The sequence below is a fragment of the Sorangium sp. So ce302 genome (assembly GCF_051530145.1).
Taxonomy (GTDB): domain Bacteria; phylum Myxococcota_A; class Polyangia; order Polyangiales; family Polyangiaceae; genus Sorangium; species Sorangium cellulosum_B.
The window spans coordinates 9,852,592-9,879,130 of the sequence record NZ_CP150326.1 but is presented as its reverse complement, the minus strand read 5'-3'; the positions used below and the strand labels follow the sequence as shown (position 1 = coordinate 9,879,130).

General features: G+C 71.1%; 24 protein-coding genes. 11 read left to right on the top strand and 13 right to left on the bottom strand.

What is annotated here, in order from left to right; genetic code table 11:
- Positions 1-3: 3 nt before the first annotated feature.
- Genes WME73_RS37480 through WME73_RS37470 form a run of 3 tightly spaced genes read right to left on the bottom strand, consistent with a single transcriptional unit; the run spans position 4 to position 4,336 of the window.
- On the bottom strand, positions 4-1,533 hold the full coding sequence (locus WME73_RS37480; protein ID WP_437912668.1) for a hypothetical protein: 1,530 nt from the start codon (positions 1,531-1,533) through the stop codon (positions 4-6).
- Positions 1,534-1,570: 37 nt separating this feature from the next.
- Positions 1,571-3,208, bottom strand: coding sequence for a hypothetical protein (locus WME73_RS37475; protein WP_437912667.1), 1,638 nt, complete (start codon positions 3,206-3,208; stop codon positions 1,571-1,573).
- Positions 3,209-3,223: 15 nt separating this feature from the next.
- Positions 3,224-4,336, bottom strand: coding sequence for a PEGA domain-containing protein (locus WME73_RS37470; protein ID WP_437912666.1), 1,113 nt, complete (start codon positions 4,334-4,336; stop codon positions 3,224-3,226).
- Positions 4,337-4,566: 230 nt separating this feature from the next.
- Between WME73_RS37470 and WME73_RS37465 the strand changes: the two genes are divergently transcribed.
- Both WME73_RS37465 and WME73_RS37460 read left to right on the top strand, forming a co-directional pair.
- Positions 4,567-5,652, top strand: a complete 1,086-nt coding sequence (locus tag WME73_RS37465; protein WP_437912665.1) for a sigma-70 family RNA polymerase sigma factor — start codon at positions 4,567-4,569, stop codon at positions 5,650-5,652.
- A 791-nt stretch (positions 5,653-6,443) separates the two neighbouring features.
- Positions 6,444-6,788, top strand: a complete 345-nt coding sequence (locus WME73_RS37460; RefSeq protein WP_437912664.1) for a hypothetical protein — start codon at positions 6,444-6,446, stop codon at positions 6,786-6,788.
- A 64-nt stretch (positions 6,789-6,852) separates the two neighbouring features.
- Here WME73_RS37460 and WME73_RS37455 read toward each other — a convergent pair whose 3' ends face one another.
- The gene (locus WME73_RS37455; protein ID WP_437912663.1) at positions 6,853-8,178 is read right to left on the bottom strand and encodes a hypothetical protein; all 1,326 of its coding nucleotides are present in this window, start codon (positions 8,176-8,178) and stop codon (positions 6,853-6,855) included.
- A 270-nt stretch (positions 8,179-8,448) separates the two neighbouring features.
- Here WME73_RS37455 and corA point away from each other — a divergent pair, with 270 nt between their 5' ends.
- The gene (gene corA / locus WME73_RS37450; RefSeq protein ID WP_437912662.1) at positions 8,449-9,654 is read left to right on the top strand and encodes a magnesium/cobalt transporter CorA; all 1,206 of its coding nucleotides are present in this window, start codon (positions 8,449-8,451) and stop codon (positions 9,652-9,654) included.
- A 20-nt stretch (positions 9,655-9,674) separates the two neighbouring features.
- Here the strand turns inward: corA and WME73_RS37445 are convergent, their stop codons facing one another.
- Positions 9,675-10,784, bottom strand: coding sequence for a hypothetical protein (locus WME73_RS37445; RefSeq protein ID WP_437912661.1), 1,110 nt, complete (start codon positions 10,782-10,784; stop codon positions 9,675-9,677).
- A gap of 193 nt (positions 10,785-10,977) precedes the next feature.
- On the opposite strand from WME73_RS37445, the gene WME73_RS37440 reads away from it, so the two are divergent.
- On the top strand, positions 10,978-12,054 hold the full coding sequence (locus tag WME73_RS37440) for a PHP domain-containing protein (RefSeq protein ID WP_437912660.1): 1,077 nt from the start codon (positions 10,978-10,980) through the stop codon (positions 12,052-12,054).
- Positions 12,055-12,193: 139 nt separating this feature from the next.
- Here WME73_RS37440 and WME73_RS37435 read toward each other — a convergent pair whose 3' ends face one another.
- From WME73_RS37435 to WME73_RS37415, 5 genes are all read right to left on the bottom strand, one after another.
- A complete protein-coding gene (locus WME73_RS37435; protein ID WP_437912659.1) occupies positions 12,194-12,619 on the bottom strand; it encodes a PIN domain-containing protein in 426 nt (141 codons plus the stop codon).
- Complete coding sequence (locus WME73_RS37430; protein ID WP_437741099.1) at positions 12,603-12,860, bottom strand: hypothetical protein; 258 nt, start codon at positions 12,858-12,860, stop codon at positions 12,603-12,605. The genes WME73_RS37435 and WME73_RS37430 overlap by 17 nt, the downstream gene beginning before the upstream one ends.
- A 71-nt stretch (positions 12,861-12,931) precedes the next feature.
- On the bottom strand, positions 12,932-14,152 hold the full coding sequence (locus WME73_RS37425) for a DUF790 family protein (RefSeq protein ID WP_437912658.1): 1,221 nt from the start codon (positions 14,150-14,152) through the stop codon (positions 12,932-12,934).
- Positions 14,139-15,635, bottom strand: a complete 1,497-nt coding sequence (locus tag WME73_RS37420; RefSeq protein WP_437912657.1) for a DEAD/DEAH box helicase — start codon at positions 15,633-15,635, stop codon at positions 14,139-14,141. Before WME73_RS37420 ends, WME73_RS37425 begins: the two co-directional genes overlap by 14 nt.
- Positions 15,636-15,690: 55 nt before the next feature.
- Positions 15,691-16,101: a 6-pyruvoyl trahydropterin synthase family protein gene (locus WME73_RS37415; protein ID WP_012239418.1), complete on the bottom strand. Its 411-nt coding sequence runs from the start codon at positions 16,099-16,101 to the stop codon at positions 15,691-15,693.
- Between the two features lie 162 nt (positions 16,102-16,263).
- Here WME73_RS37415 and WME73_RS37410 point away from each other — a divergent pair, with 162 nt between their 5' ends.
- From WME73_RS37410 to WME73_RS37395, 4 genes are all read left to right on the top strand, one after another.
- Positions 16,264-16,860 carry a YqgE/AlgH family protein gene (locus WME73_RS37410; protein WP_437852396.1) on the top strand — a complete coding sequence of 199 codons (597 nt, stop codon included), beginning with the start codon at positions 16,264-16,266 and terminating at the stop codon, positions 16,858-16,860.
- A 296-nt stretch (positions 16,861-17,156) separates the two neighbouring features.
- Positions 17,157-17,624 carry a Dps family protein gene (locus WME73_RS37405; RefSeq protein WP_157907930.1) on the top strand — a complete coding sequence of 156 codons (468 nt, stop codon included), beginning with the start codon at positions 17,157-17,159 and terminating at the stop codon, positions 17,622-17,624.
- Between the two features lie 149 nt (positions 17,625-17,773).
- On the top strand, positions 17,774-18,109 hold the full coding sequence (locus WME73_RS37400; RefSeq protein WP_437912656.1) for a hypothetical protein: 336 nt from the start codon (positions 17,774-17,776) through the stop codon (positions 18,107-18,109).
- A 25-nt stretch (positions 18,110-18,134) separates the two neighbouring features.
- The gene (locus WME73_RS37395; protein WP_437912655.1) at positions 18,135-18,650 is read left to right on the top strand and encodes a formylglycine-generating enzyme family protein; all 516 of its coding nucleotides are present in this window, start codon (positions 18,135-18,137) and stop codon (positions 18,648-18,650) included.
- Between the two features lie 68 nt (positions 18,651-18,718).
- On the opposite strand, the gene WME73_RS37390 is transcribed toward WME73_RS37395, so the two are convergent.
- The gene (locus WME73_RS37390) at positions 18,719-19,576 is read right to left on the bottom strand and encodes a CvfB family protein (protein ID WP_437912654.1); all 858 of its coding nucleotides are present in this window, start codon (positions 19,574-19,576) and stop codon (positions 18,719-18,721) included.
- A 223-nt stretch (positions 19,577-19,799) separates the two neighbouring features.
- Between WME73_RS37390 and WME73_RS37385 the strand changes: the two genes are divergently transcribed.
- The 3 genes from WME73_RS37385 to WME73_RS37375 all read left to right on the top strand — a co-directional run bounded on the left by WME73_RS37385 (position 19,800) and on the right by WME73_RS37375 (position 23,392).
- The gene (locus WME73_RS37385; RefSeq protein ID WP_437912653.1) at positions 19,800-20,588 is read left to right on the top strand and encodes a penicillin-insensitive murein endopeptidase; all 789 of its coding nucleotides are present in this window, start codon (positions 19,800-19,802) and stop codon (positions 20,586-20,588) included.
- A gap of 192 nt (positions 20,589-20,780) precedes the next feature.
- Positions 20,781-22,517, top strand: a complete 1,737-nt coding sequence (locus WME73_RS37380; RefSeq protein ID WP_437912652.1) for a hypothetical protein — start codon at positions 20,781-20,783, stop codon at positions 22,515-22,517.
- Between the two features lie 452 nt (positions 22,518-22,969).
- A complete protein-coding gene (locus tag WME73_RS37375; protein ID WP_437912651.1) occupies positions 22,970-23,392 on the top strand; it encodes a hypothetical protein in 423 nt (140 codons plus the stop codon).
- A 9-nt stretch (positions 23,393-23,401) separates the two neighbouring features.
- Here the strand turns inward: WME73_RS37375 and WME73_RS37370 are convergent, their stop codons facing one another.
- Together WME73_RS37370 and WME73_RS37365 are read right to left on the bottom strand one after the other, a co-directional pair.
- A complete protein-coding gene (locus tag WME73_RS37370) occupies positions 23,402-25,369 on the bottom strand; it encodes a S8 family serine peptidase (RefSeq protein WP_437912650.1) in 1,968 nt (655 codons plus the stop codon).
- A 505-nt stretch (positions 25,370-25,874) separates the two neighbouring features.
- Positions 25,875-26,513, bottom strand: coding sequence for a hypothetical protein (locus WME73_RS37365; RefSeq protein ID WP_437741087.1), 639 nt, complete (start codon positions 26,511-26,513; stop codon positions 25,875-25,877).
- Between the last annotated feature and the right edge of the window lie 26 nt (positions 26,514-26,539).

Here is a 26,539-nt window from a genome sequence, read left to right as displayed (position 1 = left end):
CGGCTATTGAGGAAACCGCAGCGTCTTGTGAGCCTCGCCGCTCTCTCCCACCGTCGTGCTGCCATCGTGGTTCCAGCTGGTGCCGCCCTTGCCCGGCTGCCCGGTCTCGATCGTAACGCCCTCGAGCGTGAGCTGGTCCTCGTCGAGGTAGGCGATGCCGATCGAGTCGCCGCCGCGTCCCGGGCCGCCGTAGCCGCCTGGCCCTCCGTCGCCGCCCTGGCCGCCGTAACAGGCAGCGAAATCGTCCCCCAGCGTTCCGCCCGGTGCGCCTCGGCCGCCTATGGCGCCGCGCTGGGGTTCCCCGCCGTTGCCGCCATTGCCGCCAAAGTCCGCCGTGATCTTGGTGTCGCGCACGGTCACCCGGGCGTGAAGCGCGAGGACGCCGATGGACGGCTGACCGTTCCCTCCCCCGCGGCCTCCTCGGCCTCCGCAACCGCCGGCCCCTCCCGAGCCTCCTCCTGGGCCACCCTTCGAGGCCACGCCGCACACGGCAAGCCCGCCCCGACGACCGCCGCCGCCGCCGCCGCCCTGGCCCGGCGTGCCCCAGGTTCCCTCGCCCCCCGTGTCGCCCTCCCATCCGGTCTCGGTGAGGCGCCCGATGCCCTTGCCGGGCACGCCCTGCGTGCCCGAAGCCCCCGGGCCCCCCTCGGATCCGCTGCTGCAACTGAGGTTGTCCCGCTCCCCGATACCACCGCGGGCGGGAGGCAAAAGGTTGGCGGGCTCCCCCTCGCCTCCATCCTCGGCGCTGTCGGGCAGCCCATCCCCTCCCTTGCCGCCAACGCTCGTGAGCCCGCTCTCGCACTGGTTCACCACTGCAGGCCCGCCGGCGACGATGGCCGCCGAGCACGCGTCCCCACCGAACATGCCATCCGGTCCGTCCGGTTGCTTGGTCGGCCACCTCTCGCCGTGTCCGTTTCCATCCCCTCCGCTGGCGGAGATCTCGCTCCGAAGGATCTCCACCGCCGTGTTGGACTGAGCGAGCACACCGACCGGGCCCCAGCTCGGGACGTGGAGATCGGCGAGCGTCGAGACCCCGTCTGCGGCCCCCGTGTCCCCTGGGGCCGAGGGCTCGACGATCACCAAGGGGCCGAAGACCCGCTCGGGATTGAACAGGGTCCACGGGCGCAGGGGGTCGCGCTCCCATTTCCGGCAGTGGAAGCCCCCGAGGAGATCCACGCCGGAGGGCACCCTGATCTGATCCACGATGAATCCGTCGTTGCAGAGGAACACGCGCCCTCTTCCAGTGCGCGCGAGCTCGACGGCGCGCGCGACGGTGAACACCGGCTTCGCCTTCGTGCCGGGGTTCCTGTCGTCGCCAAAACCGTAGGCTCCGGCGACGAACACGCCGCAGCCGTCGTCGAGGATACCGGCGGCGACGTGCTCGACGCAGACCGACTCCGGAGGCGGCTCGTCCTCGCACGAGGTGCCTTCACAAGGCGTCACGCCAGGGTCGTTCACGCCGGGAGCGGTTCCGCAGCCGGTCGCCCACGGCGACAATAGAAGGACGAAGGCAGCAGCGGTGGTCTTCCTCATAGGCGTCTCCTGACGTACGCCGCCAGCACAGGGCGTTTCATTGAGGCGGCTCCGGGTCTGGCGCATCGAACGGGTACCAGAACTGCGCAGTCCCGCCTTGCCCCTGGCCGAGCGGGCGTTCCGGGGTTGAATTGGCGCCGAGCCCCCCGATGCCGGCTTGTCCTGGCAAGACCGTCGCCGTCTCCAAGATGGCCACGGAGGCGCCTACGGAGCCGATGCCGAGCGAGTGGCCCCCGAGACCGCCGCCGGCGTCGCCCCCGCGACCGCCGTGGCCGCCACCGCCGCCGCGGCACCCGCGCGTGGACGTGTCGGTCACAGAACCGACCCCGCCGTTGCCTCCCTCCCAGCCAAGGCCACCCCACTGGCCCGTTCCGCCGACCCCGCCGTTGCCGCCCTTGGCCCCGAGGACCGTGCTGGCATCGACCGTGAGGTTGCTCCCCTGCAAGGCCACGATCCCGATGCTCGCGCCGCCGTAGCCGCCCCCCTTGCCCCCCTTGCCCCCGCAGCCGCCGCTGCCGCCCGATCCGCCGGCCGCACCGCGCTGGGCCCGACCCGCCGGACAGGCGTTCATGTCGTCGCGCCCTTTGCCGCCCCCACCTCCGCCGCCGCCCTGGCCGACGCCGCCCGGCTTCCCGTGCTCCCCGCGGACGCCGACCCATCCATCGACGCCCAGGAGGCCAGCGCCCGACGCTCCGGCAGCGCGCTCTGCATCGGCGCCGTTTCCTCCGTTCTCTCCCGGCTTGCACGCCATGCTGGACGCGCCCTCGCCAGCCAGGCCGCGGTTCTCCGGAGTCCCGACCGGCTCTGGCAGTCCTGACGTCCCGTCGCCGCCCGTCTCGAGGCCTCCGTCGCCTCCCTGGCCACTCGTCGACTCGATGCCGTCGCCGCACACGGTCACGACCGGAAGGGCGCCCCGCGCGGCGTCCGCGGTGCAGGCGTCCGCGCCGTTGTTCCCAACCACGCCGGCCTTCGCGCGGAAGCTCGGCGCGTCCTCGCCCGGCTCTCCGTCCTTGCCGTCGCCTGGGAGGATCACGCTCGACTGCACGATCGCACTGGCCCCATGCTCCAGGAGCATCGCGATCGACGACTTGCCATCCCTTGCGGAGGCGTCGGCCGCCTCGACGCGCACGCCGAAGATCACCGACGTCGCATTCTCCTCCGCGATGACCGCATCGTCGTCCCCCCCGAGGACCCGCACCGGGATCCCCACGGGCGGCGCGATGACGGTCAACGCGTTCTGCTCGTCGAGCGGCCCTCCATAGGACCAGTCGCCGCCGGCACACAGACGGCCGCCCCAGATGTCGACACCCTGGGGGAGCGAGATGGCCTCCTCGAACAACCCGCCGCACGCGTACACGCGCCGGGTCGGCGCCTGGCCGTCGCGTCGAACGTGCGCTGCGAGCCCGATCGCGTGCTGCAACGTCCTCACCGGCGCGTCCTTCGTGCCGGGGCTGTTGTCGTCGCCCTGCTCGCTGACGAACACGCCGCACATGTCGAGCGCCGTCGCCGTCTTCGGATCCCCGTCACAAGGAGATGGCTCCGGCTCGCACATGAAGGAGTTGGCGCAGCTGTCCGAGTAGCACCCCGTATTGCCGGCCGCTCCGGCCAGACCGAGCGCGACGGACGCCAGCGAGCGGAGGACACCTCGACTGCGACCCACGGATCTAGAACGCATGACCTAGCCCCCTCCTCACCATGCTCCCTCGAGGAGCACCCCCGCCTGTTCGCTCGTTGCCATGGGTACGGCGCGGATACCAGTGGACCTCGGCCCGGCACCGAAGACGGCCATCTCGGTGAAAAACGAGGCCGCTGTCGCCACGCCGAACACGGCGCTGGTCACCAGCGACACCTTGCCGAGGGTGGCGAACAGGTCCCGCTCGTTCACCTGGTCGTGAACGTCGGCGCACGCCGCGGGGGCGCTCGCTTCCCGGCAGGTGTGCGACGTCCAGCCCTGCGCGCGGCGCGCGAGGTTTCCCTCGCGCAGGTCGCCGTGGGCGACGTGAGCGCGCAGGAGGAAGACCGCACCGGCCGCCGCCGTGGCCGTCGTCACCGCGATGCCGCCGATCCGCGCCGTCCCCGGCCAGGAAGCCCATGGGCTGGGAGGCCGCGCCTGCGCAGCCGCCGGAGAGCGCGGGGCGCGCGGCGTTTCGCTCGGTGAGACCGGCGCGCCCTCCTTGGCGCTGCTCACCGACGCGCGCGATACATGCAGAGAGATCTCGTGCTCCGCTTTCGCCACGGCGCGCACGGAGTGAAACGCATCTTCGCCGCCCGGCGCTCGGGCCCGCACCGTGTGCAGCCCCGGCTCGACGAACAGCGTATAGACGCGCGCGATGCGGCCGACGGCTTTGCCGTCGACGAACACCTCGGCGTCCGGCGGGTCGACGGAGACACGGAGCTTCGCGACGTGCGGTGTTGCCTTGCGCTGCCCTTCCTCGAATCGCTTCTGCAGCGCAGCCGGCAGCGCCTCGCGCTGCTCGAGGCTCCAGGCGAGGTGTTCGGCCGCGTCGCGGTATTTGCCCAACGCGAGCTCGCAGAGGCCGAGCTCCCCAGCAAGCTCCGCGCGCTCACGCTCCGTGCTCGACGCTGCGTCTGCGGCCTCGAAGGCCGCCTTGTAGGCGGCATATGCCTCGGTCCACTGCCCCGCCGCGCGCGCCCTCTGGCCACGGCGAACATGGTCCTTCACCGTCGAGTGGCCTCCCGACCTTGTCGTTACTGAGCTGCCCTGGGCGCGTGCTGCGCTCGTTAGGCATGTTGATGCCCCGAGCGCAAGGAGAATCGAGAGCAACTGTGGAGCGCAACGCATGCCATGACGGTACTTGCGCCATCCGCTCGGCGTCAATGACGGGTGAAATCGCCATGCGCTTGCGTTTGTCGCGAGAAATTTCAGCGCGAGCTAGCAATGTTGTCATCTCTCCTGGGCGCCGGGTGCTGTGCGAGTGCGCAGGTGGCGCACGGGGACACATTGTCCTACCAAAATGACCCGGACCGTTCACTTTTCTGACCCCGGGAGGGCCGCTCAGACGTGCTACCGGCATGGGCAAGCCAGCAGGGACCTTCAGCAGCTTCGAGCTCTTCCGGCGCCTGGCGAGGCGCTTCGGGGTCCCGGCGCGCGATGCCGAGGACGTCGCGCAGGACGCGCTGCTGCGCGGGCTCGACGCGGAGGGACGGATCGAGGCCGGCGGGGACCCGACCCCGTACCGGATCGCGATCGCAGCCAACCAGGCGCGCGACTATGTTCGAAGCGCGCGCCGCCGGCGAGAGGTGCTGACGCCGTCGGACGACCCCGAGCTCCACGACGAACACCCCACGCCGGAAGAGCTGCTCAGGTGGCGCGAGCGGGAAGCCGTGTTGCGGGAGCTCATCGACGGTGTCGAGCCGAAGTACCGGGACATCTTGATCAAGCATGACCTGGAGGAGATCCCGCTGGCCCAGATCGCGGTGGAGCTCGGGCTTCACCCTGACGCCGTGAAGACGCTGCACCGTCGAGCCCGCGAGCTGCTGGAGGAGGCGGCGCAACGCCGGAGGGCGAAGCAACGCTCGCGCGGATTGGACGAGACCGCGTGCGTCGTTCCGTTCGGGCTCACTCCACGCCAGGGGTGGATGGCGTCCCTGCTCCGCTGGAGTTGGAGGTTTCTGTTGCAGGGTGCGACCGTCGTGCTCATGAGCGCCATCGTCACTGCTGTGACCTCCTCGTCCAGGCTGCAGTCGTGGGTCCGGTCGGCTCTCGATGGCCGTTGGACCGAGCTGACGGGCCAGGCAGCTGCGCCGCTCCCCGCGGAGCGCCGCGCCGGCCCGGCCGGGACGTCATCCGCATCGGCCACAGAGCAGGCCCCTGCGCTCCCGGCGGAGCGCCGCGGCGGACAGGCCGGCGCAGAAGCGAGCACGACGCCCACTCCGCCGGTGGCGACTGGCCCTCGCGCCTCGTCCTCGGCGACGCCCGCGCAGCCGGCGATCAGCGCGCGCGAGTTGAGCCTGATCAACCAGGCCCGGAAGGCCATCGAGGCTCGCGGCCCAGAGGCGGATCTCGAGGCGCACCGGCTGCTCGAGGCACATGCGGAGGAGTTCCCGCGCGGTCGGCTCGCCGCGGAGCGCGAAGAGATGCTCAGGCAGCTTCGCTGACGGGTCGGCTGTCCATCAACAGCCAAGCCAGCGGTGCGGTCGGTGCTGTCGTCGGGCAGCACAAAGCCGGGTTCCGCCATGCGTCGGACAAAAATGCTCACGGTTCAGGAGGGAAGATGGAGGACATGCTGGGTGCGATGTGGCTCGTCTCGCCGCTCGGGCTCGCGATGATCGCCTGCGTCGCGATCGGGTTCGCGGTCACCGCGCGCGAAGCCCTGGGACGCGAGCGCGGGCTTCGTGAGGCGCGCGAGCACGCGCATGAGGACGAGGTGTCAGCCCTCACCGAGGCGAAGGAGAAGGCGGAGCGGGAGCGGGACCGCTACCGTCGCCTGCTCGGTGAGCCCACCACCCGGCGCGAGGGCCCGGCGCGTCCGGCGGCGCCGTCCGCGCCGACCTCGGTACCGCCGAGTCCGCTCGCGATACCCCCTCGCGCATTCGATGTTCCTCCGCCTGTGGTGCCATCTCCTGAGCGCGCTGCCGGGAGCCCGCGGGCCAAGCTCCCGCCGCCTCCACAGCCGCGGCTGCGATCGCCGCTCCCCGCTCGCGCCGGGGCGGGGGCCGAGCCCGCGCGTCGCGCTGCCGACCTGACGAGCTTCCCGCTACAGCACGAAGATGGTGGCGAAAGCCCTGCACGCGGATCCGATTGGGAGGACGTCGAGCGTTCACCGCTGAACACGACCCTGCCGGGCGTAGGAAGCGGGGGATGAGTGGAATCCGAGGGCCAAAGATCGAAGCTAAAACCATTGATTCAACGAATGGAATGGCGTGTTGTCCCGTTGAGCAAGGGGCACGTGCAGGCGCTCATCGAAGAAGGATTCAATGCCTACCACAGCGATCCAGCGGGTAAAGTGGCGACGGCGCTCCTCTCGTTCGCTCGATCGGTCCTGGACGAGGCGACTCCTGGATGGCAGAGCGAGCCTGAAGCTCCCGAAGACCGTGCGCCGATCTGCCGCATCTCACCGCTCGAGGAAGCGATGAACCGTTGGGCCTGTGGCGACGAAGAAGGGCGACGGCGGGTACTCGCAATCCTCGACGCGATGGGCGCGAAGGACCCCGCCGCCCGCGATGCGCACGCGGTCCTGGCCTGGGCCGCGCAAGTGTACGAGCTCGCGACGAGAGCGGGCGTACACGGTTAGCCTGCGCCGGTGCTCTGGTGAGGGCACCGCTCGGCTGGTCGGCTCAGGGCGCCGCGCGCGCCGGTCAGCGGGTCACGCTGCTGTCCGGCCCGGCGCCCTTGGGGGGCTCGTAAGGCTCGGGGCTCTTTCCGACGGTCCTGAGGTTCACGAGCTTGTTGAGCAGATCGAACCAGAACGGCGCGCCGAGGGAGGCAGCGACCGCGGTGATGAGGATGCCGGGGGTCAGGAGCCTGTCGAGCACCCCGCGGATCCAGCCGACGATGCCCTGGCCGAGGATCGCCGCGATCGCGTTCCAGAGCTTCGGAACGCTCGTGTGCTCGGGGGCCTTCACGCCCCAGGTGATCTCGATGTCGAGCCCGGTGAGCCGGGAGCGCGCGCCGCTTCCCTCGGCGATCGCGGCCATGATGTCCTCGTTCTGGTCGATGCCGCCGGCCTGGGGCGCGGCGCGGGGCGGCGACTTCGCGATCTCCTGCGCCGCCGCGATCAGCCGGGCGCGCACCACCGCGTCGCGCGAGAGGGCGCCCGCGAGGCGGATGCTGTCGGCGTTGAACCCGACGCAGAGGACGAGCGCCGTCGCGCTGATGATCAGCTGCGCGCGGCGCTTGTACCGGCCGGCGGCCCGGTCCATGGCGTCATTGAACCAGCGCTCCAGCCGGATGTTGGCCTCGCGCATGTCCTTGACCGTGGAGTCGACGATCGTGGCGAGGGCGCGCCGGAGATCGCTCTTCGGCGGCATGCTCCGGATGATGTGCTTCAGCTCGTCGAGCGGGTCCTCGTCGCGGCTCGGCGCCGCCGCGATCTCGCCCGGCGCAGGCGCGGCGGCGCTCGCCTGCGCCGGGGGGACGCCGTCGCTCGCCTGCTGCGGGGGCGCGGAAGCGGCGTCGCCCGCCGGCGCAGGCGCGGCGCCGGTCTGCGAAGGTGCGGCGCCGGCCTGCGGGGGCAGCGCCGCGGCGCCGTCGGGCCAGGGGACCTGCCGCAGGGTGTCGATGAGCGCGGCCACGAACGCGTGCGACGGGATGTAGGACGGCCCTACCCAGCCGTACTTGAGATCCTTGATCAGCGGGTGCTCGCGGAGCTTCGCCGCGAGCGGGCTCGGGAGCGGTCCCGGCATCACCCGGGTGCGCACCAATTCGACAGCGCGCCGCGCCGCGCGCCTCATGACCTGCTCCAGCGGGGAGCTCTTGGGGGCGGCGGTGTCGGCGGCGCCGGGCGACTGCTTCACGTGCGCGTCGAGCTCGCTGTCGGCCAGCATGATCTCGATGCTCTGCGCCAGGTTGAGCGCGCGCAGCCGGAGCACGCCGGCGAGCGCCTCGTGGATGGCCGAGCAGAGGACGCTGAGCAGGAAGAAGACGCTGACGAGGCCGATCGCGATGTCGAGGGTCGTTCCCATGGGCATCCGGAAGGGCAGGGCGCGCGGCGGCGCGAGGCGCAGGCCGGCGCGCGTCGCGCGCTGCCCCGGCCAGCAGGAACAGGGAGGAAGAGGCGGCCCTGCGAGCGCCCGTTCCCCGCCGCGGCCCGACCAGCAACTCCCCTCCGCGGCCCGATCAGCATACGCCACCCGGCGCCGCGGAGCGAGCGGGAGAGCGCGCTCGCTCTCGCGTATCATCCCGCGTCATCCCGCGCTCGATGCCACGCGATCTTGGTCTACCATCACGCCCCCGTGACGAGCACCACCTTACCCCCCGAGTCGCGGCGCAGCAGCGCGCCGCAGTCGCGCGCCTCCTGGGTCCAGGAGAGGGCCGACCCCGACCGGACGACGATGCGGCCCAGGCGCGCCCGGCTCGTGCACGAGCCGCCGCCGGCGTCGCCGCCCGGAACGCTCGTCATCGAGGAGACGCAGCGGCCGAAGATCTTCGTCATCGACTACGACGCCGAGGTCGTGTCCGAGAAGGAGATCCAGAGCGTCGACGAGTGCATCCCCTACCTCACGGACGACCGGCCCTCCATCACGTGGGTCGATGTCCGGGGGCTCGGGCACAAGGGGACCTTCGAGCGGCTGGGCGAGATCTTCCGTGTCCACCCGCTCGCGCTGGAGGACATGGTCAACGTGCCCCAGCGGCCGAAGGCGGACGTCTACGGGGGCGAGCACGTCCTCATCATCGCGCGGATGGCGCAGGTCAACGAGCGCTGCGTGCTGCGCACCGAGCAGCTGGCCATCCTGGTCGGCAAATCGTTCGTCCTGACGGTGCAGGAAGAGGCCGACTGGGACGTCATGGAGGCCGTGCGGGAGCGAATCCGCACCGGCCGGGGCACGATCCGGGAGCGGGGCGCCGATTACCTGGCGTACGCGCTGCTCGACGCGGTGGTCGACGGCTTCTTCCCGGTGCTCGAGCGGCTCGGCGAGCACATCGAGGACCTGGAGGTCGAGGTGATCGACGCCAAGCGCCGGATGTCGAAGCCGATCCACGACCTGAAGCGGGATCTGCTCACGCTCCGGCGCGCCATCTGGCCGCAGCGCGATCTCGTCAACGCGCTGCTCCGCGAGGACAACCCGATGATCTCCAAGGACACGCGGCTCTACCTGCGCGACACGTACGATCACGCGGTGCAGCTGATGGACATGGTCGAGACCTACCGCGAGCTGAGCTCCGGCCTCATGGATCTCCACCTCTCCGGGATATCGAACAAGATGAACGAGATCATGAAGGTGCTCACGATCATCTCGACCATCTTCCTCCCGGTCACCGCCATTGCGGGCATCTACGGGATGAACTTCCACCACGAGAGCTCGCCGTACAACATGCCGGAGCTCGACTGGTATTACGGCTATCCGCTCGTATGGTGCCTGATGCTGGCGAGCGTCGTCGGGCTGCTCACATACTATCGCCGCAAGGGCTGGATCAGGAAGGACGACGACGGCGCCTGAGCGGCGGCGAGCGCGGCGCGTCAGCGCTTCTTCGCGGGCGCGTAGAACGCGAGGTTCCCGAGCAGGCGCGGATCGCCGGGGCGGCGCGCGAGGGCCTTGCGCAGCGCCGCCTCGCCGGCGGCGAGCTCGCCGACGTGGAACGCGCTGGTGGCGACGAGGTCGAGCAGCTTGTGCTCGTAGACCTCGGCGTCCACGAAGAGGGTGGCCTGGGCGGGGAAGGGGAGGGCGGCGCCGCGGGAGGCGAAGAGGTAGGTGAGCGGCCAGCACCGCTGCCCGTACCAGTGCCAGGCGACGGCGAAGAGCGGCTCGGCGCGGTGCGGGCTGTGGGCGTGGGCGTCGAGGTAGCGCTGCTGCACCTCCGGCCAGGGGCGCCCGAGCGCGGCGGCGGTGCGCGCCATGCGGAACAGCGATTCGTAGACCTCCTCCTGCCAGCCGCCGAGCGCGGCGCGCCGCTCGTAGGCCTCGAACGCCTCCGCGTGCCGGCCGAGGCACTCCAGCGTCTGCGCGAGGTAGAAGGCGGCGCGGCCGTCGCGGGGGGATCGGGCCAGCGCGGCGGAGAGCAGCTCCAGGTCGCGCTGCCACCTCCGGGTCTGGGCGGCGGCGTCGCGGCGAGAGAGGTCGTGGACGATGTGGGCGTCGGGGACGCGGATCGAGGGGGGCGGCTCGCCCTCCTTGGAGAGCACCTCGTGGGTGGCGCCGACGTAGCGCCACCCGGCCGAGGCGCGGGCGAGCCGGGCGGAGTCGTAGACGGAATCGCCGTAGTGCACGCGGACGTGGTAGGCGCCGTGCCCCGGGCCCGACGCGTCGCGGCGCTCCTCGCAGAAGCGACGGAGCGCGTCACCCGCGACGAGGCGCTCGTCGCCGCTCAGCATGAGGGTGAACACGGCCGCGTCGCCCGCGAGGTCGAGGGCGCGGCTGCGCGTCGCGCCGAAGTCGACGAAGGGCTCCTCGACGAGATCGCCGGGGACGCCCGCCATGACGGAGCGCGCGAGGGCCTGTGTGCCGTCGGTGGAGCCGGTGTCGAGGAGGGTGAACCGGTCGACGTGGGGCCTGGCCGAGGCGAGGGTCTCACGGATGGAGGGGGCTTCGTCCTTGACGATCATGACGAGCGCGAGGAGGGGGGGCGTCACGGGCGCAGTATGCCGCCGGACGCCGGTGCACCGGGGTAATTAAAATTTGAAGAGGAGGCGGGCGCGCGCACGCGCGCACCACCTCGCGCGCGCCGGAGAGCGGGAGAGATAACGCGCGGCGGCGGAAGCGCGGGCGCGCTCTCTGCGAATTGGCCGCGGCCCTGGCGTTCTGTATACTCTCCTTTTCATCGCAATGAACATGCGCGGACGCTGGAGTGCTCTCCTGTTCATCGGCGCAGCGGCGCTCCTCGCGCTCGCCGGCAGGGCGGAGCGCGCCTCGCTCGTCTCGCGCTCTGCTCACGGAGGGGAAGGACCGCCGGGCCGCCCGCGCTTCGAGAGGGCGCTCGACGTGGAGGTGTTCCAGCGCGGGAACATCCACACCCACACGTCCCTGAGCGATGGGGACAGCGAGCCGCGCGACGTCGTCCGCTGGTACCGCGAGAACGGGTATTCCTTCGTGGCGCTGACAGACCACAACCAGCGCGTCGATCCTGCGATGTTCCAGGACCCGTCGTCGGCGTCGAATTTCGCCGTGATCCCCGGCGAAGAGGTCACGATGTGGGCAGAGGGGAAGCCCGTGCACGTGAACGCGCTCTGCACGCGGGCGACGATCGGCGGGGGCGCCTTCCTGACCAAGGGGGAGGCGCTGAAGTGGGCGATCGGGCGTGTGCGGGCGGAGGGGGGCGTGGCGCTCATCAATCATCCGAATTTCGACTGGTCGTTATCCGCCGGCGACCTCCTGGCGGCGCCTGCGGCGGAGCTCCTGGAGATCCACAGCGGGCACCCGTACGTGTACACGGACGGCGACGCGACGCGCCCGTCGCACGAGGCGCTATGGGATGCGGTGCTGACGGTGCGCGGCGCCGCGGGAGGGGGGATCGTCGGCGTCGCGGTGGACGATCTGCACCAGCTCATGGCCGGGTCGGGCGCGCCGCCCGCGGGGCCCGGCCGCGGGTTCATCGAGGTCTTCTCGCGGGAGGCGTCGCGCGCCGCGATCTGCAGCGCGCTCGCCGGGGGACGGCTCTATGCGTCGTCCGGGGCGAGGCTGCGGAGGATCGCGATCGCCGGGGACGCCTTCTCGGTCTGGCCTGTGGCGGCGGGCGCGGTTGTCGAGTTCGTCGGGCGGAGCGGGCGCGTGCTGGAGCGGCAGCAGCCCACGGCGGGGCGGGCGACCTACCGGCTCCGCGGCGGGGAGCGCTACGTGCGGGCGCGGATCACGCGGCCGGACGGGAAGCGGGCGTGGACGCCGGCGTACGCGACGGTGGAGTAGGAGTAGGGGCGGCGAGGGCAAGCGCTCGGCGGCGCTCGCGCGGCCGTGTGCAGCGCGCAGACGCATCGGGCCTCGCGGCTGCTCCGTCAAAGAACGTCGAGTTTGGCGGCTCGCGGTTCCCATCCCTGCAGCGAGCGGCTCACGATGGCGGCTCTCGCCAGTTCTGGAGGATGAGCGGGTAGCCCAGCTCCTGGACGCGGGCGTAATGCCGCGTGTTTCCGGTCGCGACGCCAACGCGGTGGCAGAGGGCAATTGCGGCGTTCTGGGCGTCACCAACGTCGATCCCGCGACCGGTCCGTTGGAGCTCGCCGTAGATGACCCCCGCAAGGTCGGCGGATCGCTGATCGAGCTCGAGCACCTCGATGTCCTCGAGCATCTCGCGGAACGCGTCGATCCGGCTCGCGCGCTGCACGTGCTGCAGGCCCTGGATGACCTCGAAGACCGTCACGGCCGTCAACGTGTAGCGCCCGTGCTGCGAGAGGTAGTCGCCCGCCCTGGCGAGGACCGTCGCGTTCTTCCCCTTGAAGATCTCGGACCAGATGTCCGTGTCAACGAGGGTTCTCATCGTCGAGCCCCCTCGCCCGACCCCGAGCGCGTGCATCCGCCGTGAGCTTCTCCAGCTCGTCGGCGAGCTCGGGATCGTCGGCGAGCCAGCCGAGAGGCGAGACCTTCGGGCGGGGCAGCGATGCCTCCCGCAGGTCCGCCGAAGCGTTCGCGATCTCGTGGACGATCCGCTCCACGAGCCGCAAGCGATCCGCTACAGGGAAGCTCCGGACTTCTTCGACGAGCTCGTCCACCGTTCGCATTGGAGACCTCCAGGCGTCGGAGGGCAGTGTACGCGGTCGAGGTGAGCCGGGCAGCGAAACTCCGCAGCGGCTCACGCCCCCCCGCGCTTCCCGTCCAGCCGCGCCAGCACCGCCCTCGGCGACATCGTCGCCCGGTAGACATAGATCTCCCCGGCCTCGTCGTCGCCCAGCACCTCCTCGCTCACGCGGAGCTGCTTGCCGACCGCGAGCAGGATCCTCGCCGGAAACCCCTTCCGGATCAGCTCGACGCGCCGCCACACCGCGTCCCGGCTCCAGAACCCGAACGCCTCGAGGTACACCTCCTCCCCGGTCTCCGCGTTCAGGAACACAAGGTCAGGGACGCACACCACCTCTCCGGGCAGCGCGAACAGCCGCTCGTTCGGCGACACGGTCCAGGGCGACCCGAGCTTCCTGAACCCCTCGCAGAACGCGTCCAGCTCGGGCGTCGTCTCCGCGAGCTCGCGCCCGTGGTACAGGAGGCCGTCCGCCGGGCCGATCTCGACAGCGAGCGGCTCCTTGTCGCGCCCCCAGCGCAGGTCGGCGCGCAGCCGGAACGAGGCGCACGAGAGCACCGACGGCAGGAACATCGCGAGCCGCAAGCCATACCGCTGCACCGCGTCGAACAGGCTGAACGGGCCGTCGAGCGCGATCGTGTAGCCGGAGACCGGATCGCCCTGGACCACGTGGATGAGCCCGTGAAAGCGCGCCGCCCGGAAGATCCGCCGGTAGCGCTGGGCGCTCTCCCCTTCGATGCGGATCGTCACCTGCGTCGCCCGGAGGATGATCGACTGCGCCAGCGCCAGGTTGTACCGATCCAGCACGATCTCGGGCGCGTCCGCGGCCGCGCGCCGGAGGATCTCGGCGCCGCGCAGGTCGGCGTAGAGGCCCGCCTCGATCGCGGCGGGCGTCGTGCCGAGCCGGGCGGCCACCTCGTCGAGCACGGCGGCCCGGTCGAAGCGGGCGCGGACGTCGAGGGCGCGGTGCGCCGCCGCCGCCGCGTGGAACAGCTCGCGCCGGAGCGCCTCGGGATCGACGCCCTCCTGCACCTCGTACTCGCAGCCGTCCTCGAGCACCTTCCTCAGGCCGAGCGAGGCCACGCGATCCCGCGCGGGCACCTCGATGGCGTCGAGCGCGGCCTCGACGTCGTCGCGGCGCTCGCCGACGCGCTGCGAGAGGATGTCGAGGTACGCCCGCGCGACCGGCAGCAGGCGCTCGGCGGCCGCCCCGCGGAGGTACTGCGGCACGACCATCCCGCCCCGGCGGCGGACGCGGACGAGGTCACTGGTAAGCAATGTGCTCCCGGCGCTTGTCGCTCACCCGCTGCTCGCTCGTGCCGAGGGCCACGAGCTCGTAGAGGATCGCCGTCTTGTTCTCGCTCCGGCGCAGGATGCGGCCGAGCCGCTGGACGTGCTCCCGTACCGAGCCGCTGCCCGACAGGACGATCGCCACGTTCGCCTCGGGCACGTTGACCCCCTCGTTCAGCACCTTCGAGGTGACCACCGCGGACAGCGCGCCGCGGTTGAAGGCGTCGAGGATGGCGCTGCGCTCCTTCACCTTGGTCTGGTGGGTGATGGCCGGCAGCAGGAACTGCCGCGAGATCTGGTAGACCGTGGCGTTGTCCTCGGTGAAGACCAGGGTGCGATCGGCGCGGTGGGCGTGGAGCAGCCGGGCGAGGACGTCGATCTTGCCGGGCGCGCACAGCGCGAGGCTGCGCTGGCGGCGGTACGCCTCGAAGGCGCGGCGGCCGGCGTCGGACTGCGAGCTCAGCAGGATGAACTGGCCCCACCCCTCGGGCATGCGAATGCCGTTCGCGCGCAGAAAGCCGATGTACACGGCGCGCGCCGCCTCGTACGCGGCGCGCTCGTCGTCCGAGAGCGGCACCTCGAGCCGGACGACGTCGTAGGCCGCGAGGTACTGCCCGGAGAGCTCGGTGATCTCCCGGCGGAAGACGATCGGGCCGATGAGGTCGTCGTAGCCCCGTCCGTCGGCGCGCTCGGGCGTGGCGGTGAGGCCGAGGCGGAAGGGCGCGAGGCACATCTTCGCGGCGAGCGCGTACGACGGGCTCGGCAGGTGGTGGCACTCGTCGAAGATCACGAGGCCGAACCGGGCGCCGAGCCTGTCCATGTGGGCGTGCGCGGAGTCGTACGTGGTCACCGTCAGGTCGAGGACGTCGTGGTAACCGCCGCCGAGCAGGCCGATCGGGACGCCGAACGCGGCGGAGAGCCCGTCGTACCACTGGTTCAGGAGATCCAGGGTAGGGACGACCACGAGCGCGCTGCGCTGCCGCGCGGCGATCGCGAGCGTCGCGACGAACGTCTTGCCCGCGCCCGTCGGGAGCACGACAACGCCCCGGCTGCGCCGCCCGGCCCAGGCGTCGAGCGCCTCGCGCTGGTAGGGGAACGGGTCGTGCTTGGCGAGCGGCGCGAGCGGGAGCGCCTCGTACTTGCGGGCGGCGTCGGTGAACGGGACGCCGCGGGCGCGGAGCCTCAGGACGAGCTCGGCGTAGTCGATCGCCGGCACGCGGTAGACGCGCTCCCGCGCGTCCCAGCGGCAGGACGCGGGCAGGCACGCGGGGTCGAGCGGCGCGCCCTCGGCGGGATCGCCGGCGTCGCCGCCGTCGGGCTCGTCCGCGCGCTCGCCCGCGTTCGATGGCAGCGCGCTGCTGTCGAGCGCAGGCGCCGCCTCGAGCGCCGGGCGCGGGGCGAGGCCTTCGATGCGGAGGGTGCCGCCCTGGAAGCTCAGGACGATCGGCGCTGTGCGGACCGGCTCGGTCATCGGCGCGCTCTTTTGCCGCGGGCAGGGCCGCGTGCCAAGCGGAGACGGCCGGCGCTCAGGCCAGCTCGGTCGGCATGACCGAGGCGCCCCGGAGCGGCGCGCGGTAGCGCACCCAGACGAGGGGGGACTCGTTCAGCGTGATCGTGAGGGCGCTGCCGGCGCTCACCGGGAGCTTGCGGCCGAGCTCGCGGTGGATGTAGCGCGCGATGAGCTCCGGCGTCGAGCGCTTGCCCTCGAACGCGGGGTGCTCGTCGAGGTTCCGGTAGTCGATCTCGGCGAGCACGGCGCGCAGGCTGTCCCGCAGCGCGCTCGTCTCGACCACCTGGCCGAGGGGCGAGAGCTCCTCGCGCTCCACCTCCACGCTGACCGTGTACGTCGCGCCGTGCAGGCGCTGCGCAGGGCCGAACTGCACGCCCTTGAGGCTGTGGGCCACCATGATGTGATCGCGGACGCCGACGGTGTACATGGCGCCACTATACCCGCCTCGCCGGCGCTGGAGGGAGATCCCAATCGCCTGTCACGGCACACGGGAGTAAGGTGGGGGCGACTCCCCGTCCAGCCCCCGCCGCGGCGGACGGGTTCGTGCGGGACGCAGTGACCGGTTGACCGTTGCGAGGGAGGATCGCCGATGAACAGCGAAGCGAGCGTGCTGGCCCCAGGGTTCCTCATCGCGTCGCCGCCGCTCGGTGATCCGAACTTCGACCGGACGGTCGTGCTCCTCGCGGTGCACAGCGAGGGCGGGGCGCTGGGGTTCGTGGTGAACAGGCCGGCGCCGATGACGCTGGGGGAGCTCCTGTCGTTCGCGGGTTATGGCAACGACCTGAAGGACCCGGCGCCGGTTTACCTCGGCGGGCCGGTCCAGCCGAGCTCGGGGTGGATCCTGTGCCTCGATCCGGCGCTCGGGGCCGAGGAGACGGGCGTGATCCCGGTGGGCTCCCGGGTGCGGGTCACGTCGTCCCGCAGCGCGTTCGACACGCTCGCGGCCGACGCGGTGCGCGGCACGGCCGCCGCCGACCCGCGGCGCAGGACGGTGCTCCTCGGTTACAGCGGCTGGGGGCCCGGCCAGCTCGAGCGAGAGATCGCCGCGGGCGCGTGGCTGCCCGTGGCGCTCGACGAGCGGATCCTGTTCGACGTGGCGGCGGACCAGCGCTGGGAGCAATCGTATGCGCTGCTCGGCCTGCGCCCGATCGATGTGATGTCGATGCGCAGCATCGGCGAAGCCTAGGTGGGGGGCAGACCCGCTTCGGATACGGGCCCACCTCGACGTTTTCGGTGCTCGGCGTACAAGAGTACGCCTGTGCGCCGAAAACGCCGATCTGGGCCCGTCTCCTGTGCGGGTCTGCCCCGCTGGCGTCCTCCTAGGGGAAGAGAGCAGGGGACGAACCGATTGACGCGGCGGTCGCGAGGACGAACGTTGGCGGCCCGCTACGACCGGGTTCGGAGGGCGCCGCACGGAGGGCGCTCCCGGCGCCGGATTCGGCCCATCGAACGAAGGGCACACGAACTACGAGAGGAGACATGATGGAGATCAATATCGGAATCGACGCCAAGAACCGCGAGCTGATCGGCGCGGGGCTGGGACGCGTCCTCGCTGACACGTACACGCTCTATCTGAAGACCCACAACTTCCACTGGAACGTCACGGGGCCCATGTTCCAGACGCTCCACCTCATGTTCGAACAGCAGTACAACGAGCTGGCGCTCGCCGTGGACCTGGTCGCCGAGCGCATCCGGGCCCTCGGCCTCCCCGCGCCGGGGACCTACAAGCAGTTCGTCGCGCTCTCGACCATCAAGGAGGACGACGGCGTCCCCAAGGCCACGGACATGATCAAGCGCCTCGTCGAGGGCCACGAGACGGTCGCGCGCACGGCGCGTGAGCTCTTCCCCGTGGCCGAGAACGCCAACGATCAGCCCACCTGCGATCTGATCACCCAGCGCCTGCAGGTCCACGAGAAGACCGCCTGGATGCTGCGCAGCCTGCTCGAGTAGCCCTCGCGTCGCGGCCGCCGGCCGAGCTGCGGCGAGGGGATCCCTCGACGCAGGCGGCCGGCCGGGAGCGGCTTGACAGCGGTGAACGAAGGGGGTGACGCTGTCGGGTCATGGGTGGAACCTGGGCGAAAGCTGGTTGGATCGGCGGGGTGGGAGCGCTCGTCGCCGCCGGATGCTCGGACCTCATCGGCGCGGACTGGGAGCGGTACAAGCCCGGCGGCGGTGAGGGCGCGGCGTCCGGGAGCGGCGGCGGCGCGGCGGCCGGGAGCAGTGGTGAGGGTGCAGCGTCCGGGAGCGGCGGAGAGGGCGCGGCGGCCGGGAGCGGCGGTGAGGCGGGGGGATGCGGGCTGAACGGCGACGGCGGCAGCGGCGCGGGCGCAGGGGGCGGCCCAATCTCGTCGATGGCCCCGAAAGTGCACCCCTCCCGATCGCGACACGTGCAGCGCTCTCGGGGCGCGCTGCTCGACGTGGAGCGACACGGTTGAATCGGATGACGACGAGCGCCGCCCCATGAACTGCATCACCTGGCACGAGGCGATGGCCTTCTGTGTATGGGACGGCGGGCGATTGCCGACAGAGGCCGAGTGGAGCTACGCGGCGGTGGGCGGCGACGAGGAGCGAAGCTATCCGTGGGGCGATACGGCCGACGAGGACCGTGCGGTCTTCGGCTGCTACGGGTACACGGAAGCGTCGGGCCGCCCCTGCACGATCGCCGATCTCCTGCCAGTCGGGTCCAGATCGATCGGTGACGAGGCGACCTCCGGGGATGGAAAGTGGGGGCAGGCGGACCTGGCAGGGAGCCTGTGGGAGTGGACGCTGGACGGGTACAGCGACGAGTACCCGATCTCATCGCAGCGCTGCGACCTCTGCGACAACTGCGCGAACCTGACCGCCGGCTCCGAGCGCGTCATGCGCGGCGGGGGCTTCGACGACGATATCGAGAACCTCACGACATCCCATCGCCTCCCCGGCAAACCCGCCGAGCGCTATTACGGTCTTGGCGCCCGGTGCGCGAGGGATCGGTAGCCGTCGCCCGCGCGCGGCGTCCGCCGCGGGGCGCCGCGTCTCCATTCCGCTTCCGTCTTCCGCCCGGCTCAGCGCGCGTTCTTGACGAGGAACCCCTCGCCGTCGATCGCCACGGCGCGCTCCTTCAGCAGGCGGCCCACGGCCCGCTTGAACGCCTTCTTGCTCAGGCCGAAGAGCGCCCGGATCTCCTCCGGGCTCGAGCGATCGCCGACCCTCGGCGCGCCCGGGCGCGAGAGCCGCGCGAGGATCTCCTGCGCGTCGCTCTCGACCTCCTCGTGCGCGTGACCGCGGAGCGAGAGCTCGATCCTCCCGTCGGGCAGCACGCTCGTCACGCGGAACCGCGCCGCCTGGCCGCGGGAGAGCGCGTGCGGCTCGTCGGCGGGGAGCAGGCCGACGAACCTGCGCTCGACGATGACGAAGAGGCCGATCCCCGGCTCGTTGCGCCACGCCTCACCCTCGACCCACTCGTCGAGATCGAACTCGCCCTGGTCGCGCAGCATCTCGCTCACGCGCATCGTCCCCGCGAGGCGGCCGGTCCTGTCCACGAGCAGCCCCACCGGGTGCCGCTGGCCGACCAGCGGGTCGCGGGTCTGCTCCGCGCAGGGGACGAGCAGCTCCTTGGGCAGGCCCCAGTCGACGAAGGCGCCGAAGGGCGCGACGTCGGTGACCGCCAGGAAGGCGACCTCGCCCAGCATGACCTTCGGCCGGCGCGTGGTGGCGATGGGGCGATCCTCCGAGTCGAGGTACACGAAGACCTCGAGCTCGTCCCCCTCCCTGGCGCCCTCGGGCACCTCGCTGCGTGGCAAGAGGAGCACCGGCGCGTCCGGGCGAAGGTCGTCTGGATCGGCCGAAAGGAAGGCGCCCGGCGGGCCGAACCGCCGTACCGGCAGGGTCACCACGCGCCCGAGGAGATGGTCGTACGGCATCGGCGCGCAGTCTTGCACAGGGCGGGGGCGCGCGGTCGGTCGGTCGCGTCTCTTGGGGCGCGATGACCTCCCGATCCCACAAATCGGTTGATACTGCCTGAAAGACGCCGAATGGTGAGCTGCCGAGGCACCAGAACGCCAGAAGTTGGAACTCCTCTTGGCGCGCTTGATGGTTCGTTTCTCCCTTGAACGACGTGATCGATCTTCCAGGAGGCCGGCCGGGGTGAAGCTCCTCCAGGTCCTTCGGGGCGCGCCGCCCGCTGTGGCTCCGCGAGCGACGAGCGCGTCCCGTCGGGCGTGGAAGCGACTCGCGGTCGCCGCCGGTCTCCTGCTCGTCGCGCCCCTCGTCGTGGCGCACGGCCGCGTCTGGCTCGACGGCGCGGCGCCGTCCGAGAGCGCTGGCAGTCCCGCGCGCGGCCGGCTGCTGCACGGGCACCCGCTCCGCCCCTCGGGGCCTGGCCATGTGACCTACTCCTACCTGGGCGCCAGCCTCGGGCGCCAGTACGTGCACGGCGCGGTTCGCGACGCGCTGGAAGAGGCGTTCGCCGCGTGCGCGGCCGCCAGGCCAGGGCGGCGCTTCGTCGTGGGGGAGACGGGCCACCGCGATGGCGGCCCGTTCTGGCCGCACCGCACGCACCAGAACGGGCTCAGCGTCGATATCTTCGTCCCGCTGCGCGACGGCGCGGGGCGGCCCGCGGATGTGTCGACCTATCCCTGGAACAAGCTCGGTTATGGCCTCGAGTTCGACGCACAGGGCCGCTGGGGCGAGCTGACGATCGATTTCGACGATCTCGCGCGGCTCCTGTCGGCGCTGGACGAGAAGGCCAGGCCAAGGAAGCTCCGGATCCAGCGGATCATCCTCGCGCCGGAGTACGTGCCGCTGCTGCTCGCGAGCCCCGCAGGCCGCAAGCTGGGCTCGCTCGCAGGGGCGATTCCCCGCGGCCCGGTGTGGTGGCGGCACGACGAGCACGTGCACATCGATTTTGCGTTCGCGGCCGGCGGCCCGCGCTGAGCGAAGTTATCGACGGCGATGGCGCCGGAGCCGCTCGCGCTGCCGCCCCCAGCCACGACCGAGTCAGGCCCGTCGCTCCCCTGCACGCACGAGGCCGATGGCTTGACGAGCCGGTTCCATGACGTTACCGCTGGGAAGGCCCGCGAGCGGCGCGGGTCGCGCGTCGCGCAGCGGTGAGGCGTGGAGCCCGCCATGGACGACAGCTCCGGATACCGCATGTACGTGTTCCGCAGCGGCCGCCGCGACGTCCCGGGGCGGCGGCTCGTCGACGAGCTCGCGGGTGACCTCCGGGCGATCGCCGGCCCCGGAGGCGCGGAGCGCCCTCGCGACGTCGTGCTCAGCGCCTTGATCCGCGCTGGCGAGCTCGAGTCTCTCCTCGCCGACGCCGGCGCGGAGGGCGCCTCGGCGCTGGCGCAGCTCACCGACGATCTCGCCGCCGCGCTGATCCGCGGTGACGGCGCGGGCGCGCTCGCGATCGCGGGCGGCCGGACATCTGGCCACGGACAGCAAGACGTCTGGCCACGGACGGCCAGACGTCTGGCCACGCCCGAGGCCCTCACGGCCGTCGAGGTCCCGGCGATCGTCTCGACGTCGCCGCCCGAGGGGTTCTCGTTCTACGCGCTCCACCCGCTCGATTTCGCCCGGCTGGCCGAGCGGCTCGCGTCCCCGCCGGCGCCGGTCCGGGTCGTCGGTATCCGCAGCATCGGCACGACGCTGAGCGCGGTGACGGCCGCGGCGCTCCGCGGGCAGGGGATCCGGGCCGGCCGCACCACCGTGCGTCCGTCAGGTCATCCCTACGACCGCCGCGTCGAGCTCGACACCGGGCAGATCCGCTGGGTCGAGGACGGCATCGCCGAGGGAGCGCGGTTCTGGGTCGTCGACGAGGGGCCGGGCCTCAGCGGCTCCTCGTTCCTCGCCGCCGGAGACGCCCTGGTCCGCGCGGGCGTCCCGCGCGCCAGCATCGTTTTCCTCGGCTCCCGCGCGCCCGATCCCGACGCGCTCGTCGCGCCGGAAGGCGCGCGCCGCTGGCGGTCCTTCCGCTCGGAGCGCGCCGAGGGCGGGGCGCAGCTCCCCGGCGACGCGGGCGAGCCCATCGGCGCCGGGGCGTGGCGCCGCCGCTGCTATGAGGACGAATCGCGCTGGCCGCCCTCCTGGACGTCCATGGAGCGCCTCAAATACCTTTCCCGGGACGAACGCCGGATCCTCAAGTTCGAAGGGATGGGCCGCTACGGGGCGGAGTGTCTGGAGCGGGCTCAAGGCGTCTTCCGGGCCGGCTTTGGGCCAGAGCCGCGCGACGAGGGCCAGGGATTCTGCTCGTATCCATGGCTCCCTGGCCGCCCGCTCCAGGCCGATGACCTGTCCGCAGCGGAGCTCGAGCGCCTCGCCGACTACTGCGCCTTTCGCGCCTCGGCCTTCCCGGTGCCGGGCCCTGCGGCCGACGAGCTCATTGCCATGGCACGCACCAATTTCTCGCTGGAGATGCGGAGGGAGCTCCCGGGTGAGCTCCACCTGGAGCTCGCGCGTCCGGTGATCGTCGATGGCAGGATGGATCCCCACGAGTGGCGCAGGTCCGCCGCGGGCGAGCTGGTCAAGGTGGACGCTTGCGGGCACGGCGACGATCACTTCCTCCCTGGCCCCACGGACATCGCCTGGGATCTCGCCGGCGCCATCGTCGAGTGGCGGATGCCGCGAGGCGCCCGGCGCGCCTTCCTGGAGCGGTACCGGCGCCGCTCCGGCGATGATCCGGAGCGGCGCCTGCCGGCGTATCTCCTCGCCTACACGCTCCTGCGTCTGGGTCACGCAGCGATGGCCGCGGCGTCGCTCGCGGACGAGGGCGAGGCGCTGCGCCTCTCCGCGGCGCGACACCGCTATCGCGTGGCCCTGATCGAGGGCCTCCGCCCCGCGGCCGCCTCGCTGGCGCTCGGCTAGCGCCGCGTGTCAGAAATCCCGCCAGAAAAACCGGTCGAGACGAGCGGTCGCCGGAAACAGTAGAGATTTTCATGGTTTTCGCCTGTTTCGCCGCCGACGGCGACTCCGGTGTGGCCCAACGGGGCGCCCTCTGCCGTCGCGTCGCCCGCGGTGAAGGGCCCGCGGCATCACCGATCGGGGTCGGCGCCTGGCCAGGCGGCGCAGCGCCGAGGGATTCTCCTTCGCTCGCCGCCCTGTTGCCGGGCCCTTCGATGCGCTGCCGCCTGTTTCGGGATCGTGCCTGCGTCTCCGCACTCTTCCGGCCCAACGACTGGAGTTATGGGGTGTAGAGCGTCAGTAAAAGTTACTGTTGCTTGACAACCGTTTCCGCTACCGGCTCACCCTTCGCCGCGCCGCTTTCCTTGGCACCTTCGCCGACTCCTCGCTCTGTCGCCGCTGACGCAGAGAGCGATGTGTCGCCAAAGATCGCCGATGGCGTGGAGGTCGACTTCAACATCATCACGGTGCACCACTGGGATCGGCTCTTCGGTGGGGTGTTGCTCGCGAAGTCAGGGCGCCTCCCGTGGGCTACACTTCTGCGCCGAACGTTCGAAATCGATGTAACTCGGTGCCGAAAGTGCCACGCGCGGATCCGCATCCTCTGTGCGATCACCGAGCGCGCCACGATCACAAAGATCCTCGAGCACCTCGGCATGCCGGTGGATCCTCCACCGGTGCTATTGGGCGTCAATTATTACAGGGAGATCGCGGAGCGAATCCCGCGAGGCTGGCTCCGCGATCTCGCGGATCTCGAGTCCCTGCGCCCCACGTGCGGGAGCCCGTGCGCCGACGACCGCATGTGCCGGCCTCGGCGGCCTGGCGACGAGTGGTCTTGAGAGGCGCTCTCAATTCACTTCGATGTGAGACCAGCCGAAGTCGCCGTCCAGACGCAGATAGTATCCGCCGTCGCAGGTGGGGGGGTAATTCGAGGACGCGACCCACGTGTTCAGGAAGCTGACCCCGTTGAGCTCGACGGTCGTCATGTTCCAGGAGTTCAGGTTCGAGCCCGGGCCCGTGAAGAACACGCACGAATCGACAGAACCGTTGATCACATAAGGAAGCGTCACCTGCGTGGAAGCCTCGCAGCCCGAGGGCACGCAGGTCGAGCACGGGCCGCAGTCCACTTCACACGACTGGCAGCTTTCGAACGCCGAACAGACGTTGTCGCCGCAGCTCCCGGGATCGGCCGCCAGCGACGCCGCCGCGGCGACATCCGGGAGCGGGCCCATCTCGCGGCTCAGCTCGCCTTGCTGCGGCTTTCCGCTATTCACGAGCAGATCGCGGAGCTGCTGCGGCGTGAGCGGCCCCGCCGCCTGCTGCGCGACGCTCTGCACCACGGCCACCGCGCCGCTCACGACCGCCGAGGCGCTCGACGTCCCGGAGAAGCCCGCGGTATAGGTGTCCCGCGCGCCCAGCGTTCCGCTGTAGAGCTCACCGGCGCCTCCGGTCGTGACCACGTTCTCTCCCCAGGCATGGACGTCCACGCGGTCGCCGGTGTTGCTGTAACACGTCGGGCTGCGCGAGGTCGAGAGGCTCGCGCCCACCATCAAGGCGCCGGAGTCCCGGACGGACCGGTCGAAGACACCTCCGTACGTCGGGTCATCCAGATCCACCGAGCCGTTGCCGGCCGCCTCGACCACGATGATCCCGTTGGCCGTCGCTGTCTGGATCGCGTCGAACTCGGCCGAGAAGAACTCCATGGGAACGTAGTTGCACTGGCCGTGGTTGCAGCTGCAGCTGACCGTGGTCGGGCCGGACGCGTGCACCTCGATGAGCACGACGTCGCCAGGGTCGAGCTGCGCGGCGGCGAGCGCGATCGCCGGCCCGACCCCGATGTCCACCCAGCTCGCGTAACCGACGCCCGACAGCGGCGCGACGCCGGTCACGCCGAAGCCGTTCTCCTGCCCTACCATGACGCCTGCCACGGCGGTGCCGTGGGTCGCGTTGCCGGGATTCGCCGCGGGTGCGTAGAAGAACGGCGCCGGAAGATCCTCGTGATCGGGGACCCAGTGTTGCTCGACGTCGATGATCTGGACGTTCTCGCCGCGGCCGCCTGGGAGCGAGCGAGCCACGGTCACCCCCATGCCGTTCGCGTCGTTGGCCACGTAGCCCTGCAGGGACGTGAAATCCGGCGTGTTCGCGTCGAGGGCCACGAGATCGGCGCTCGCCTCCGGCGGCGCGGCCGCGAGCTCGGGCTTCGGCTGCGCGTAGGCGATCTCCACGCTGGGGTGGGCGTTCAGCGCCTCCACCAGCTCGACCAGCTCGCTCCGCGAGCCCCCCGACCACGGGGCGTCGAAGTAGAGCGCGAGCTCCGGGAGCCGGCGCGAGGTCCGCCGCTCGCCGGCGCTCTTGAGCGACGCGAGCCGCGCCTCGGACAGAGAAAACAGCGGCTTGAGCTTGACCGATCGACCCGCGAGCAACGTGGTGATGCTGGCCAGATCCCGCCGCAGCGCGTCGGCGTTCACGGCGCTGGAGCGCGCGCCGACACCATCGCTGTTGAGCTGCGCGCCGCGCAGCCGGACCCCTGTCCCCTCGTGGAACTTGATCACGATGCGGACGTCGGAGACGTCGCTCGGAACCCACGAGGGCGCCTTCGACTTGTCCAGAGCCGCCCGCAGGCCCTGAGCGGGCGAGCTGGCCAGATCGCCGGCGATCACGGGCTCCGATATCTGATCGACCGGCTCTGCGGGCGGCGCTGTGTCGCCGCAGCCCAGGGCGCTGGCCGACAACCCCAGCAGCAGGGCATGCAAGGCGCGACGCAAGGAAACATGGCGTGACACGATGTTGGAACGATTGTCTTGATGGGTTGGCATGGTGGTATCAAAAGCAAGAGTGAACGATGCCCGAGGACGAACAGCGGACCTCCGCTGCGGTCCTCGGCAACGCTGAGTCTCGGGTTCCAGGGGCCTTCGAACGCGGAAACAGCAAGGGCCGGGCGCGGCTTGCCATCACGCCGTCATCACGTTGCCATCACAAGGACCTGCGCAACGTCCTGCTGAGTGCCGCCGAGGCGCTCATAACGTTCCGGGCAGGCTTGTCATGGCGATCGAGCGCTGTCAAGCGACCGCATGCGAGCATTTCCTTCACTCTTCTTGACAATCGGCAGATCCTCTCATCGGATGCCCGATTTCGGGGATCCACGTGCGGCAGGCGCGTCGCTCCCACCGACTGCATGCGTGGGATGAGCACCCACACAAAGGCATTCACCTCTGAGCTCGAGGTGAGCGCGCGACGGGGCGCGCTCCACACCGGCAATCGCGTCATGGCGGTGTTCCCATCGAACATCGCGCCACAGGTGATCGTCGCAAAATCGCAGCGCTACTCGCGCGTCTGGGACCAGAAGACCTCGAGGTGGTCGTGGTCGACGTGCTGACCGCCGTCGGGCACCCCGAAAGCGGCATCGATGCGCCGGTCGAACCAGGAGGCCTCCGACCAGTAGAAGTCGCCGTTCGCCCACTTGACGCCCGCCTTTTCGACGATCAGGACGCCGTCGAGCCAGACGCACCCGACGCCGTCCTCCTGGTCCGGCGTGTTCGCGACGAAGTAGGCCTCGATCTGGTGCCAGGTCCCGCGCGCGAGCTCCGGCCCGGACGTCTGCGGATACGAAGGACCGTTTGGCGTAAGGACGCCGAGAGAGAAGCGCATCGGGACCGACAGGGCCTCGTCGAGGTTTGTCGGCTTCTGCGCCGCCAGGAGGCCAATCGTGCTCTGGCCGAGCGTGCCGCCGGTTACCTCGCGCACGGTCATCAGGAAGAACCCCTCGAGTCCCGTGCTCGCGGCGTAGGGGGAGCTCAGAGCGAACATCGTGCGGAAGTAGAGCCGCCGCAGCTCGCCGCTGCCGGGGGCGACGAGCGACCAGACCGCCCCTTCAAGGGGGCTATCCCCCGTCGGGAAGAGCGCACGCCCTACGCCAGGACCGCTCACGGGCGCGCTCGGGTTCGACGCGTTCTCGCGCATGCCGGCGACGATGATCGGTCCCGGGC

What these genes read in the sequence shown, in the direction of transcription:
- WME73_RS37465 (WP_437912665.1), top strand. Translation starts at nt 4,567, where the DNA reads ATGGGCAAGCCAGCAGGGACCTTCAGCAGCTTCGAGCTCTTCCGGCGC.
- WME73_RS37380 (WP_437912652.1), top strand. Translation starts at nt 20,781, where the DNA reads ATGGACGACAGCTCCGGATACCGCATGTACGTGTTCCGCAGCGGCCGC.
- WME73_RS37435 (WP_437912659.1), bottom strand. Translation starts at nt 12,619, where the DNA reads ATGAGAACCCTCGTTGACACGGACATCTGGTCCGAGATCTTCAAGGGG.
- WME73_RS37420 (WP_437912657.1), bottom strand. Translation starts at nt 15,635, where the DNA reads ATGACCGAGCCGGTCCGCACAGCGCCGATCGTCCTGAGCTTCCAGGGC.
- WME73_RS37405 (WP_157907930.1), top strand. Translation starts at nt 17,157, where the DNA reads ATGGAGATCAATATCGGAATCGACGCCAAGAACCGCGAGCTGATCGGC.
- WME73_RS37455 (WP_437912663.1), bottom strand. Translation starts at nt 8,178, where the DNA reads ATGGGAACGACCCTCGACATCGCGATCGGCCTCGTCAGCGTCTTCTTC.
- WME73_RS37430 (WP_437741099.1), bottom strand. Translation starts at nt 12,860, where the DNA reads ATGCGAACGGTGGACGAGCTCGTCGAAGAAGTCCGGAGCTTCCCTGTA.
- WME73_RS37410 (WP_437852396.1), top strand. Translation starts at nt 16,264, where the DNA reads ATGAACAGCGAAGCGAGCGTGCTGGCCCCAGGGTTCCTCATCGCGTCG.
- WME73_RS37470 (WP_437912666.1), bottom strand. Translation starts at nt 4,336, where the DNA reads ATGCGTTGCGCTCCACAGTTGCTCTCGATTCTCCTTGCGCTCGGGGCA.
- WME73_RS37415 (WP_012239418.1), bottom strand. Translation starts at nt 16,101, where the DNA reads ATGTACACCGTCGGCGTCCGCGATCACATCATGGTGGCCCACAGCCTC.
- WME73_RS37395 (WP_437912655.1), top strand. Translation starts at nt 18,135, where the DNA reads ATGAACTGCATCACCTGGCACGAGGCGATGGCCTTCTGTGTATGGGAC.
- WME73_RS37370 (WP_437912650.1), bottom strand. Translation starts at nt 25,369, where the DNA reads ATGCCAACCCATCAAGACAATCGTTCCAACATCGTGTCACGCCATGTT.
- WME73_RS37440 (WP_437912660.1), top strand. Translation starts at nt 10,978, where the DNA reads ATGAACATGCGCGGACGCTGGAGTGCTCTCCTGTTCATCGGCGCAGCG.
- WME73_RS37480 (WP_437912668.1), bottom strand. Translation starts at nt 1,533, where the DNA reads ATGAGGAAGACCACCGCTGCTGCCTTCGTCCTTCTATTGTCGCCGTGG.
- WME73_RS37390 (WP_437912654.1), bottom strand. Translation starts at nt 19,576, where the DNA reads ATGCCGTACGACCATCTCCTCGGGCGCGTGGTGACCCTGCCGGTACGG.
- WME73_RS37475 (WP_437912667.1), bottom strand. Translation starts at nt 3,208, where the DNA reads ATGCGTTCTAGATCCGTGGGTCGCAGTCGAGGTGTCCTCCGCTCGCTG.
- WME73_RS37365 (WP_437741087.1), bottom strand. Translation starts at nt 26,513, where the DNA reads ATGCGCGAGAACGCGTCGAACCCGAGCGCGCCCGTGAGCGGTCCTGGC.